General features: G+C 28.0%; 16 protein-coding genes. 13 read left to right on the forward strand and 3 right to left on the reverse strand.

Annotated elements, in window-relative coordinates; translation table 11 throughout:
* Positions 1 to 524 precede the first annotated feature (524 nt).
* The 5 genes from GXK57_RS06225 to GXK57_RS06245 all read left to right on the forward strand — a co-directional run bounded on the left by GXK57_RS06225 (position 525) and on the right by GXK57_RS06245 (position 3,505).
* On the forward strand, positions 525 to 968 hold the full coding sequence (locus tag GXK57_RS06225) for a hypothetical protein (protein ID WP_160673106.1): 444 nt from the start codon (positions 525 to 527) through the stop codon (positions 966 to 968).
* 83 nt (positions 969 to 1,051) lie between these two features.
* Positions 1,052 to 1,570 carry a hypothetical protein gene (locus GXK57_RS06230; protein WP_160673109.1) on the forward strand — a complete coding sequence of 173 codons (519 nt, stop codon included), beginning with the start codon at positions 1,052 to 1,054 and terminating at the stop codon, positions 1,568 to 1,570.
* 310 nt (positions 1,571 to 1,880) lie between these two features.
* The gene (locus GXK57_RS06235; protein ID WP_160673112.1) at positions 1,881 to 2,408 is read left to right on the forward strand and encodes a hypothetical protein; all 528 of its coding nucleotides are present in this window, start codon (positions 1,881 to 1,883) and stop codon (positions 2,406 to 2,408) included.
* A 251-nt stretch (positions 2,409 to 2,659) separates the two neighbouring features.
* A complete protein-coding gene (locus tag GXK57_RS06240; protein ID WP_160673115.1) occupies positions 2,660 to 2,920 on the forward strand; it encodes a hypothetical protein in 261 nt (86 codons plus the stop codon).
* Between the two features lie 213 nt (positions 2,921 to 3,133).
* A complete protein-coding gene (locus GXK57_RS06245) occupies positions 3,134 to 3,505 on the forward strand; it encodes a hypothetical protein (RefSeq protein ID WP_243156377.1) in 372 nt (123 codons plus the stop codon).
* Between the two features lie 230 nt (positions 3,506 to 3,735).
* Here GXK57_RS06245 and GXK57_RS06250 read toward each other — a convergent pair whose 3' ends face one another.
* Positions 3,736 to 4,131 carry a hypothetical protein gene (locus tag GXK57_RS06250; protein WP_160673118.1) on the reverse strand — a complete coding sequence of 132 codons (396 nt, stop codon included), beginning with the start codon at positions 4,129 to 4,131 and terminating at the stop codon, positions 3,736 to 3,738.
* Between the two features lie 414 nt (positions 4,132 to 4,545).
* Here GXK57_RS06250 and GXK57_RS06255 point away from each other — a divergent pair, with 414 nt between their 5' ends.
* The 7 genes from GXK57_RS06255 to GXK57_RS06285 all read left to right on the forward strand — a co-directional run bounded on the left by GXK57_RS06255 (position 4,546) and on the right by GXK57_RS06285 (position 9,564).
* Positions 4,546 to 4,998: a MarR family transcriptional regulator gene (locus GXK57_RS06255; RefSeq protein ID WP_160673121.1), complete on the forward strand. Its 453-nt coding sequence runs from the start codon at positions 4,546 to 4,548 to the stop codon at positions 4,996 to 4,998.
* Between the two features lie 66 nt (positions 4,999 to 5,064).
* Positions 5,065 to 5,751 carry a DUF4386 family protein gene (locus GXK57_RS06260; RefSeq protein ID WP_160673124.1) on the forward strand — a complete coding sequence of 229 codons (687 nt, stop codon included), beginning with the start codon at positions 5,065 to 5,067 and terminating at the stop codon, positions 5,749 to 5,751.
* A gap of 615 nt (positions 5,752 to 6,366) precedes the next feature.
* Entirely contained in the window at positions 6,367 to 6,858 is a 492-nt protein-coding gene (locus tag GXK57_RS06265; RefSeq protein ID WP_160673127.1) for a hypothetical protein, read from the forward strand.
* 426 nt (positions 6,859 to 7,284) lie between these two features.
* Positions 7,285 to 7,809, forward strand: coding sequence for a hypothetical protein (locus GXK57_RS06270; protein ID WP_160673130.1), 525 nt, complete (start codon positions 7,285 to 7,287; stop codon positions 7,807 to 7,809).
* Positions 7,810 to 8,374: 565 nt separating this feature from the next.
* On the forward strand, positions 8,375 to 8,806 hold the full coding sequence (locus tag GXK57_RS06275) for a MarR family transcriptional regulator (protein ID WP_160673133.1): 432 nt from the start codon (positions 8,375 to 8,377) through the stop codon (positions 8,804 to 8,806).
* Between the two features lie 48 nt (positions 8,807 to 8,854).
* A complete protein-coding gene (locus GXK57_RS06280; RefSeq protein WP_160673136.1) occupies positions 8,855 to 9,250 on the forward strand; it encodes a YvaD family protein in 396 nt (131 codons plus the stop codon).
* A 2-nt stretch (positions 9,251 to 9,252) separates the two neighbouring features.
* Positions 9,253 to 9,564, forward strand: a complete 312-nt coding sequence (locus GXK57_RS06285; protein WP_160673139.1) for a multidrug efflux SMR transporter — start codon at positions 9,253 to 9,255, stop codon at positions 9,562 to 9,564.
* 378 nt (positions 9,565 to 9,942) lie between these two features.
* Here the strand turns inward: GXK57_RS06285 and GXK57_RS06290 are convergent, their stop codons facing one another.
* The gene (locus GXK57_RS06290; RefSeq protein ID WP_160673142.1) at positions 9,943 to 10,359 is read right to left on the reverse strand and encodes an Lrp/AsnC family transcriptional regulator; all 417 of its coding nucleotides are present in this window, start codon (positions 10,357 to 10,359) and stop codon (positions 9,943 to 9,945) included.
* Between the two features lie 125 nt (positions 10,360 to 10,484).
* Between GXK57_RS06290 and GXK57_RS06295 the strand changes: the two genes are divergently transcribed.
* Entirely contained in the window at positions 10,485 to 11,027 is a 543-nt protein-coding gene (locus GXK57_RS06295; RefSeq protein ID WP_160673145.1) for a cysteine hydrolase family protein, read from the forward strand.
* Positions 11,028 to 11,201: 174 nt separating this feature from the next.
* Here GXK57_RS06295 and GXK57_RS06300 read toward each other — a convergent pair whose 3' ends face one another.
* The gene (locus GXK57_RS06300) at positions 11,202 to 12,254 is read right to left on the reverse strand and encodes an AraC family transcriptional regulator (protein ID WP_160673148.1); all 1,053 of its coding nucleotides are present in this window, start codon (positions 12,252 to 12,254) and stop codon (positions 11,202 to 11,204) included.
* Between the last annotated feature and the right edge of the window lie 397 nt (positions 12,255 to 12,651).

Raw genomic sequence — 12,651 nt, forward strand, 5'->3', positions numbered from 1 at the left:
AACCCATGGAACCTCTTAAAACTATATAGATAATACACACGTAATACACATATAATACACAGAGACAATACACACATAATACACAAAAAAGTAATCTTTGAATTATAGAATTTTTTAAATTTCTCACTTTAACTGTTATAGTGTTGTGTATGTGTGTATGATTAACACAGAATAGTTAAGAACAAATAAGGTACAAAGATACGGAGTTTCCAATAGATTCAATAGATGTAATGAAAAGTGTAGTGAAATAGAGTGTCAATACCTTGGGCAATACTAAAAAGAAGACTTGATTATTCAACTGAAAAAGTTTTGTCTGATATCTTAATTTCTACAAATAGTTAAAAGTGTAATTGGCGCTGCATATGAGAGAGAAGATAAAGAAGCATCATGGAAAAAGGTTGAAGATTGGTACAAGTTACAAGAATAATATAACATTTTACATAATGAAAACTACTTTTGGATTTATAAATTTTTTGATGAACTAATGAATTTATAGATATATGAAAAATTAAGGAGGGGAAAAAGTGGAAAGTTGTTATTTTGAATTTGAGATTAATAATAATGATAGATTTAGAAATCTACAAGAATTTTTTTATGCACTAAAAGAAGATAAAGTAAAAGAGAATATTATATCAAATGATTCAAAATGGATGGGATATTTCGAAGAAGATGTTCTGATGAAATTCTGGTGGCCAACTTCTGATGAACTTAACGAATATGCAAAACTATGGAAAGAAACTTCGATAAATGAACGATTTACATCTCCAAAGTTACAACATCCATGGGATTTTGAATCGATGATAGATGCATTCTCTAATGGTGAATATGATTTTGTATCTTGTGAACGAATATCAAGTGCAAAAGGAAGAATTGAATTTAATCCGTGGTCTTGGCCTTATGGAGGGGCTGGTGCTTTTAGGGCATTACTAGAATATCAGGGGTTCAAAATACTGAGTGAAGATGTTTAATTCATTAGATAATTAATGGTTCAACTAGAGTTTTAAAAATATAATTATATTTGAAAAATGAAATTGTGAGGAACAAATTTATAATGATAAAGTGTAATATAGGAAAATACATAATAAATGTTGAACAATGTAAACTACCAAAAATGTACAGTGAGTATATTAAAAATGCTAAATTGAATGAGGAATATGAATTGAATAATGTAGATGGCGAATTATTTTTTATGTCTGTTAGTATTGGAGATAATTGGCCATTTTTAACAGTGACTCAAAGGTATGAGCCTAATGCAGGTGGTTTTCATCCAGGTTTTTTATTAATCCCTGAAACAGATACTCTATTTATTGGTGCAGGTCAAACAATTTTAGTTTATAACCTGCAATACATAAAGAAAATTGATGAGGATTATTACTATGAAGGTTTTTTAGGTTGGTTAAGATATAAGGACTATGTGATTATGATGGCTGAATTAGATATAGCGTGTTGGAGGAATAGTGGAGAAAAATTATGGACTAGATTCGCTGAGACGCCATATAATATAGCATTTGATGGAGATGAGATTATATTAGATAGTATGGGAGAAATAATTAAATTTAATATAGGTTGATTATAATTACTTTATATGGTTGACAGGATGAAAAGTGATAAATTTATTAGTAAGAGATGAGAAAAGTTCCAAAACTTATACCTATATATTTACATAGATATATTCCATCAGAACCTAATGAAATAGATAACCCAATATTTTTAGTATATTAAACAGATATTATATACTATGGAGAAAACTTGTTATATTATTTACAAGTAGAATTTAATATGAAAAAACATAACGATATAAACTTTGATCCAATTAAAAAAATAAGGTTTTATGAAGATTTACATAGTTAAAAATTATATATTAAGGGTGTGGAAAAAGAGTGGCAAATAATTTTAATATGTATTCAACTAAAATAGAAGGCGATAAATCTTTAGGTATGAGTAATGGCGCTTCCGCTGTATTTTTTACTGTACTAGGATTAAGTGGATCAAGACTTGCTAAAAGCAAGAAAGAAAAAGAAGTTATAATCTGGCTATTAGAAAAAGATCAAGAATATGTAGGGCGTGGAACAATCGGATTTGATATATGTGATATGCCTTGGGAAATTAACACTTTTGTGGAAGAAAGAAAATTTCTACTTAATGTAATAAGAGAGGTCAAAGAAAAAACTGGATGGGAAACTTTAAATTATTATCCAAATGAAGAGTTTGTTTTTCTTTTTATTGATATTTTCTACAATATGATAGATGAGTTTAATCCTAAATATATAGATGAAAATAACTATAAAGAGTGGTTAGATGCATCAGAAGAATCCGATCCTTTAAACCAAGGATTTCCTGTATGTGAAAAACATAAAATGTTACGAACATGTTTTGGGTGTTATGCTTGCAATGATGAGGCAAATTAAAACTATATTAGTGAGTTGAAATTATAGCATAACAATATATAAAACTTAAAATTTTGAAATTTTATAAAATTTGAGAGGTTATGGTATAGAAAGTACTTCCGGTTTGATAGAGGCGAATCATTAATTAGCTAGAAATGCAGTATAAAAAAGTTTGACTTTTTGTGTCCAAGATATTGACATAAGATCAGTATTATCAAATTGAATTAACTGATAAAAACATACAAAATAGATGCGTACCAGATGTTTCATTTTTGGGTGATATATCAAAAGGAGTATTTATCTATTGTAGTAATTCATTAAGTAAAAATAAAGGTTGGCAAACTTTAGCGGGCACTAGTTTGGGTACACCTTGTTGGGCTGCTTTCATAGCTATTGCTAATGAAGCCTCAGGTACAAGATTCAAAAATATGCATGGAAAATTATATTACATGGCAAAAAATGACAAAGATCATACTAACTTTAATGATATAATTAAAGGAGATAATGGGGAGTTATATGCAAAAGATGGATAGGATTGCGTTACTGGCCTAGGTACTCCACATTTTGATATACTTCTAAAATCACTATTATCTATGCTTCAAAATAAATTATTAGGAAGTAATAATGAATAAAAAATTTAAAATATCATTACTATCATTCTACTAATTATAATAGCATCAATAGGATTCTTATCTTTTTTACGATATTATGCACCGTCAAAGCATAATATTGTATATTCACAAAATTTGAATAAAAAAGATCTAGATGCGGTGTTATCAGATTATATAAAAAATAATTATTTCAATTGGTCTAATGTATCATCAAGTGAAAAATATGAAGCTCATAAAATTTATGGAATTGATAAAAAATTTGGACTTAAATACGTATATATGTATACATTATTCAAATCTGGTACAAGTGCTGGAGGATCTAACCCATTAGTTGTTATAGTTAAAGAGGATTCGAATGGTACGTATTCTGTAGTAAACCATAAAGCACCTAAAGAAGGAGATGAGAACGGGCTATCACTAAAAATAATATTTCCTCATAAGTACCTAGTTGCTATAAACTCAACTGAAACAGTAAAAGAATTGCAAAAAAAAAATGGATTCTACTAAATAGGTTCTTTAAGCCCTTAGGATTATATTGTAATCCACAATGAAGTGCCTATATCAGCAGTATTTCCGGTGTTTATATTAAACTATAGAAAATATGTAATATATCTACTTTGATTTGTTTACCGCATAACCTTATACATAAAATGGCTTAAGACCATTGTGAATAAGTTTATGGAGACAAAGTAAGGTGTTATGGTATAGTTCGTCATGTTTTTACAGTTGTTTAGTCATTAGCCTATTAATTCTATGTGGTACCCGCCTTTGCGTAGGCGAATAAGGTTTATTTCAATAGACTTGGTACTTGACTTAATTTTTATATATTTCGATAGCTCTATTAAGCTATCTCGAAGAAGATCTAAATTCAATTCATCGAGTGGATCCTTGTAGTATATAGCCTTAGGGATAGATTCTATATCCTTAGGTTTATTTAATAAAGCATCAATACTCATAAATTGAGATTCAGCAGCTTTTAACAATTCAAACTTTTTTGATTCTTTATTATACTGATACCCTGTATATCTCTTAACTAGTTTTATAAAATAATCATAATTAAATGGAATATTTTCTTTAACATAATTTCTAGCGCTTCTGCGGCCTTTAGTATTAAATATTTCTATAAACTTCATATAATCTAAATTTTTAGATCATGTTTTCTCTTCATTAGGAAGTTCCTGCTTCATTCTGTATCCTCCTCTGATGAACAACGATTCTATTCTATCAAAGGTAGGAGTATTATTGAACTACACTGGTGAATTTTCTCCATTTTTGTTTGCCGAAATATCTCCATTTAATTTTGCCATTCACATAGGGCATTTTATTTATAATAGCTAAGTTAATAAGTAGTTTAGAGTGTGTTAGATGGATTGGTTTAAGAGAAGGAGGGAAAGGATTAAGATGTTAGAGTAAATCTATGACAAGGTCATAATAAAATTTAAAGAAGAGTCAAACAAAGCTAATTAATCAAACATAAATATATTGACATAAATTTACTATTGGTATATCATAGTGTTTAGCTGCTAAACATATGGAGGAATGATATAATGTCTGAAAAATTAAACACAGAAGCTATGATACATAAATTTGAAAAAGTTATGTATAAATATAATAGATCAGAAAAGAAACCCAAATATTATGGTACTAAAGACTTATTATATAGATCCGAAGCTCATACAATTGAGGCTATAGGAAAGAATAACAAAATCAATGTAACTGAATTAGCTCAATATTTAGGAATAACTAAGGGTGCTGTTTCTCAAATGGTAGATAAACTAATAAAAAAAGGTATGGTACATAAGAAGTTGGTATCTGATACTGAAAATGAAGTTTCTTTAGAACTAACTGAAAAAGGAGTTATTGTATATAATGGACATGAAGAGTACCACAAAGAGCTTTATGCTGAGATCTCACAACGCTTGGATTATTTATCGGAGGAAAACATTGAAACTTTTTTAGATATTTTAAATGTATTAGAAAATTTCTTAGACTCAAAATGATTATTTTTTGCAATAGTGTTTAGCAACTAAACACTATTGCAATATAAAGTATAGGAGGAATTTGTAATGAATATTATTACATTTTATAGGATTTCAGGAGTTTTTATTATAATAGTCGCTTTAGGATTTACTATTAGTCAAATAGGCATCACTAAGATTTTCAATTATCCTCAAATATTGAGGTCATCTTCTGATATCATATTGAGGAGATTTTATGAGGGAGGAGTAAAACTGAAGATCTTCTGGTCTTGTTTTGCGTTAAGTTCATTAATGCTTATTCCAATGTCAGCAATATTATATAAAATTCTCAACAGAAATGATACTCCTTATCTGATGATAGGGGAGGTATTTGGTATAGCTTCTGGTATTTTTTATGTCTTAGGACTTATGCGATGGGTATTTTTAGCTGATAGCCTATCAAAAGAATATTTAGATGAGAATACTATCCCTGAAAAGAAAGAAACAATTGAAATCATTTTTAAATCATTTCACATATATTGTGGAAACTCAATAGGAGAAACAATGGGGTTTCTATGTATGGGCATATGGATTAGTATAACTGGCATATCAATGCTTGGTAATTCAAGTTTTCCTCAGTTAGTAGGGGGAGGATTTATTATTTGTGGTATAGGAATAATGTTAGGCCCATTGGAATGGCTAGGTCTTAAGTTTTCAAACAAAGTCAATAAATTATCCATGAAAATGCTAATGGTACTACTTGTATTTGTTGGAGTAAAATTGATAATGTATTAATGTAATTATAAAATAAGACTTTTCTTTTTTAAAAATTACCCTTGTACGTTAAGAGTCAGCACAAGGAAGGAATGATTGGTGCTAAACCATAAAGGGCTAATAGCCACGCTCCTTAGAGCAAATAAGAGGTTGGTATTAAGTAATGAAAAGTACTTCTGTACTTCCATAGCAGACAGTAGTATTAATACAAAGACAGATTATATTATTAATTCAAGCTTGGCAATTAAGACTATATGCAAGAACTTAGAAAATATAAGTAATTACTGATGGTGATACAATTGCAATCATAAGTGGAAAATATGCTGAATTAATTATGCTAGTTCATTATTTTTTACTAAGCACATATTCTACAAATACAAGTAAAAGCATTGAATTATTTTCATATAATTAAATGTACTCAAAATCCAATGGAATCTCTTAAAACTATATAGATAATACACACGTAATACATAAAGGAAGTACACAAAAGAGGTAATCTTTGAACTTTTTTAATTTCTTCATTTAACTGTTTTATTGTTATGTATGTATAATTGTTATTAACACAACAAATAAGTGGCAATGATATTGAATTTGCAATAAATTCAATATATGTGGTGAAAGGAGTAGTGAAATAAAATGTCAACACCAGGATCAATACTAAAAAGAAGACTTGATTATTCAACTGAAAAAGTTATGTCTGATACCTTAAGTGCTACATTTAGGGCAGGACTCATGCTGTATTTTAAAAATCAAACTAATTTTTTAAATGATGGTAGTTTTGCCAACACAAGATTTAATATAATTGACAGAACTGTGAATATAACTGACGAAACGCCTCAAATTATTTTTTGTGTTCTCGGTATAAAAAAAGGAATTTTTGATTTAGATAATGAATTTGATTGGGTAGAGAAAGGTGGAAAACTATATGAAATAGCATATGCTGAAAATATTTCTGATAGAGAGGAACTAGTCTTTAATTTTATATATGAATATTTAAAATTAAATCCTAAGGATTATTTTTGGGTAGATTCCTATGAATGGGTATTTAGTTTAGATGATATGGAAAAATTGAGAAAGCTTCCGTTTGATTCTGAGTGGTGTTATAAAGATCCAAAGTTAGTTAAATGACAATTGTATATATAAATAAGCTTTGATATCTTCTAGCACTAGTTTAATAACTAAATAACTAATTTCTGATAAAAAGCAAAGCATAGTGATTTGAAGAATAATGTTAGTGAAGATAGTTTAAAGTGCTGAAATATAGTTTTCTTAAAAAGATAAATTAGCAGAAAGTTGCTATTTATATGATTTACTAAAAAGCATCGAAAAAAGTATTAGCTTTAGATTGTAACAGTATATTATTCGTTAAAATTCAATAAATATATGGAAATGTAGTTATTGAATTTGGATAGCAACTATATAATTAAGAATGCTATGCCTATATTAGCAATTAATTATGGAGATAGTAGAATAGTTTTAATTGTAGATTCAAGATAGTATTGGATCGGATAGGCTATAAACTAAAAGAGTTTTTGATATTAACGGGGTATTAACATGGAAATAAATTGGCTTATTCTAGAGGAAGAAATAAAAAGATTGAGAGATTGTGAACTCATGAGTTTCAACAAGTGTGGGATAGTCGAAGGACAGTTTGAGATTGTCTTTGAAAGAATAAGGTTTGGGTATGTTCATAAAGATATACCATTTGGAAACGAATTAATTATATTCTGGCTTACATTATTGAACAGAGCAATTATTGAACTTAACGGTAATAGTTATGCTATATGCTATATTCCTGATACACCATATTGGCTAGAACTGGATATGAGGGATGATAAAATATTTATTACTAAGCTAGAATCTGAAGTTGAAAATATTAATTTCTTAGTTACAGGAGAGAGAAAAATTGATTTGTTTAACAAAATAGGAATAGTAGATATAGTAGAAAAAGATAAATTTATTAATTTAGTCCGTATAAGGAGTAAAGAAGTAATAAATTTTATTTGTCATATTAATGGAAGGTTAAAAAACTCAATTGGCATTAAAGAATTAAGTGTATTAATTGATAAAGATTCATAACATATGATACTCAAAATATACAATTAATTTTGCAAACATAGTACGCTAATTAACATAAATATTTAGGTAACATAATACTATGGCCCATAGAAGACTATCCCTTGCTGTAAGGATAATAAGCTAAGGATTTTTTATTATACACTTGCCAGTAACAAGTGAGAATTTTTGAAAGTTTTAATGACCAAATTATTATAGATTTGCTGACTGATATTAAAGAAAATGATGGTGAAGAAATTATTAGCAGAAAGGTAATAAGGTCATTAAATATTATAGAGGATAGAAAAGAATAAAGAAATGGGTATTACATCATAATATTTCATTTGTAGCCATTAATGATAGTATTGTGATTAGAATCGAAATAATAATTATAAGTATTAAATTTAAAATAGTTTTGAAAACATTTTTGGTAGAGACCCAGTCATTAATAAGGCAGAGAGCTTAATAATGACTGGGTTTCATTTTATTTATTGGTTATTTTTTCTTTACTTGGTAATAAATAAATGATAAAATGGTTAAAAGAATTTAATTAAATTTATTTAACCATTTAAATAAAGGGGGAATAGATATGATTGAGAACAATATAGCCTTAATTGCAAATTATTTTTGGAAGCAGTCTATTAGCAATATTAGTAATACCTTATCCGAGGCACAAATTAGTAATTTTAATATGAACGATTATTACTATCTTACATCGATTTATCAACTGGGTGCACCTAAACTTGGAGAATTAGCGACAAAACTTAATTTAACAAAGCCTGCAATTTCAGCATTAGTAAAAAGATTAGAAAAGAATGAATTAATAGTAAAAATTCAATCTAAAGAGGACAAGAGGGTTTATTTTTTAAATCTTACGGATAAAGCAATTAGAATTATTGAAGGAGATAATAAGCTGTATGAAAAATTATCAAATACCTTTAGTGATTTCTTAACTGATGAAGAAATTAATATTGTTGATAATCTATTACAGAAAGTAGTAGATAAACTTATAGAACCGTAAGGATATATTACTGAATTGAAGTTAGTTAATTTCTTGGAGGAAGTTATAATGAAAAATTTAAAAAAATTTATTTTAATTACAGATATAGGATTTATGATTTATTGGTTTATTACTCTTTTTCATTTAATTCCACAGAATCTATTATTTAAAGATTACACTGATCCTATTTTAGTTGCATGGAATTGGTCATTCTTTCCGCTTGATATGGCAATTTCAATAACAGGATTTTTAGGTGTATATTTACATAATAAGAAAAACATATTATGGAGGAAAGTTAGCTTGATCTCGCTTGTGTTAACTATATGTTCAGGTTTGCAGGCTATTTCATTTTGGGTAATAAGATATGACTTTGATCCAATATGGTGGATTTTTAATTTATATTTAATTATTTATCCTTTACTATTTATAAAAGGTTTATTAATAGACAATTGGGAGAGGTGTTGAAATTGAGTTGGATTTTTTTGATTTTAGCAATAACATTTGAAGTTTCAGGAACCACCTTTATGAAGCTGTCAGATGGCTTTTCAAATGTTAAATATGCTATAGTTATGTTGATTTTTTATGTTCTAAGTTTAAGCATGTTAACCTTGGCTCTAAAGAAGTTAGAAATAGGAACTGCATATGCTATTTGGTCAGGTGTTGGTATAGTACTATTATCTATTATTGGTGTCATATTTTTTAAAGAATCCATAAATTTGTCTAAAATAATATTCGTAAGTTTTATCTTAATAGGTACAATTGGATTGAATCTAAATTAGATAATGGAATAATTTTTGTCTATAGTATTAGTAAGAGTATAAAAAATTTCACTAATTTGACTATAGTCTTAAACATAGAGCTCAGTATATAGATTTATATTACAAAAGAAATATATTAATTGATAAGTCACTTATTATTACGGATGACGCCTTTATTCTTGATTTTACAGTTATATCCTTACTGTTCTCTTTGGATAATTTAAAACTGCGACTTAATGTAAGATAATGGGCCTTAATTTCACAGTCTAAATTGATTTTTTGGTGAAACAAATATTCCTAGGCTATAAAAAATGTGAAAACACATAGGTTAAATTCTAAAAAAACTTGTATTAAGAGATATACAATTATTTAGTTTGAAATAAATATTAAGTATAATATCTATCCAGTAATTGTAGAGGTAGATAAATTTAATCTGTAGGTGCCAAATTCCATAATATTATCAAGTAATAAATTAATTTCATCCATATTGGAACATACTACTTTAAGTAAGTAACAGCCATCACCACTAATTCTATGAGCCTCAGTTATAATTGTATTTGATTTAATAAACTTAACCAAGTTATCATGTTTTGTAGTTTTCATAAAGATGGTAATAAATGCAGTGATATTTTTACCGAGTAAAGAATTGTTAGTGCATATAGTATATTGAGTTATAATACCTAAGTCTTGAAGGCGTATGATTCGGTTAGATACTCCTTGTGGGGTTAGATGTACATGCTCGCCAATTTCTTTAAGGGATATCTTTGAGTTAATCTTTAATATATCTAAAATTTTCAAATCTATTTCATCAAACATAATGCGAAAAATCCTTTCATTTTTAAAGGAAAACCAATGGATTCCTTTCACATTTCAACCTTAATTTAAGATAACATTAGTATAACAGATATAATTAAATCATTAAATGTAAAGGTGGAATAAAAATGAAAAAAGCACTACTTGTAATTGATGTCCAAAATGAATATTTTACTGGTAAGCTAAAGGTAACTTACCCTAGTAATAGTCTTGATAATATTGTAAAGGTAATGGATTATGCACATAAAAATAATATGATTATTATAATTGTTCAACATACAGCTATATCAGGAGATACCTTCATTAAGAATTCAAATGAGTGGCAGATACATCCAAAGATTTCTGAGAAATCTTATGACTATCTTATTGAAAAAATCAAACCAAGCAGTTTCCATGAAACGAACTTAGAAGAAATATTGAAAAAAGAAAGTATAACAGGAGTGGTTATTTCAGGATATATGACTCAAATGTGCTGTGATACAACAGCAAGGGAAGCCTTCCATAAAGGATACCACGTTGAATTCTTATCAGATGCTACTGGAACCATAGATGTAAATAATAAAGTTGGGATTGTAAGCAGTGAGGAGCTTCATAAAGTTACTTTAATTACACAAAGTTTAAAGTTTAGTAATGTAATAAGTAGTGATGAATGGATGAGGTTAAATTCATGATGTTATACTAAAATCAGTTGCCAATAGTAGGCGGGGTTATGTTTTGACATCTAATATTAATTAAGTATAAAAGCACTTACTATTTTTATTTAGTAAGTGCTTTTAATATGCCTAAAAACAAAAGTGTTGATAAGAGAATCCGCGAAGAATTCTTACATTACTGTGGCTAAAATATTAGTCCATTATTTTTTTTCGGTACTGATTAGGTGAAACCCCATAAACTTTCTTAAATGTTCTGATAAAATGATTATCGTCTTCATACCCAATAAGATCACTTACATCTCTAATCTTTAGATCTGAAGAGGTCAAAAGTTCTATGGCTTTATTAAGTTTTATGGTTTGGATCATCTCCTTAAAGGTATGACCTGTATTAGCTTTTATAAGTTTACTTAAATAAGGAACTGTGAAGTGAAATTCTTTAGATAGATCCTCGAGAGACACAGTCTTATAGTTACCTTGAATATAAGTCAGTATTGAAGTAAGCTGTCGGTTGCTTTTTTGAAGTTCTTGAGGTAGCTCCACAGTATGCTTTTTATCTCTTAGCAGATGAGCAAATAAGATCATAAGAAAATTATCTAATATTTTATTGCTATACTGCTGATTTTCAATACTTTCAATGATAATATTCCCCATAAAGTTTCTGATTGAGTCACTGTTATTCGTTCTGAAGATAATGTAGTTATTATAATTCTTTGTATATAAGATTTTTGTGAAAAATGAAGAAAGAATGTTTTCTTCACTAAGAACTTCTAAAAATGTATCGTTGAAGGTTGTACTTCTTATTATTACATTTATTACAACAGAATCATCGAATACTGATATGGAATGTTCCACGTCAGGCGGAACAATGCATATGTCGCCTTCGTTTAGCAGAATTTTATCACCCATAATATTTTGCTCGCATTTACCAGAATGTACATATATCATTTCAAAGAAAGCGTGTTTATGAGTAAATTCAGGTGTATATCTGAAATGTTTAGAGGCCAAAATATTATAATCTTTTTTGCTCTCAAATACATAGTCCTCTATAAGTAGGTATGGTTCCATTATATCTACATCGTCTATATCTGGGACGATAAGACTTTTTTCCTTAATGAGAGCTACATCTACATTATCAATAAAATCTTTAAGGTTTGCAGGATCCTTTTTTGCTAAATAGTAATCCTTATAGAAAAGTTCATCTATTGTATAGGTTTTAAGGTATTTATCTAATTCATCTATAGTCATATTATCACCTTGTCAAAATATTAAATTGCACATATATAATATTTAAATTGTAATCTAAGCAAAAGTATTTTGGTTCTAGTTCTAAAATAGTTATTTGAGACTTTAGCAGCTCCTGAATTACCTAAGAATACAAATTTAAGTATAGGTTCCTTCACTTATGTACAGCATTTTATGAAAGTAAAAACTATTGGTGAGTATTCTTTAATGTATAGAAAACTGTGAAAAAACTCAATATTCTATATGCAAAATTTAATGTAGTTTATTATAATTCTAATATTAACGGGTTTAAAACCTCCTGTAAACAAGAAATTATATCCCAGTGTACAAAAGATATATTATCCTCAGAGAAAAATAAATCAGGTTAAAAAATGCATATGTATCATAGTAAATTATGCAG

This window comes from Clostridium sp. C8-1-8 (assembly GCF_009928445.1).
Lineage (GTDB): Bacteria > Bacillota > Clostridia > Clostridiales > Clostridiaceae > Clostridium_AR.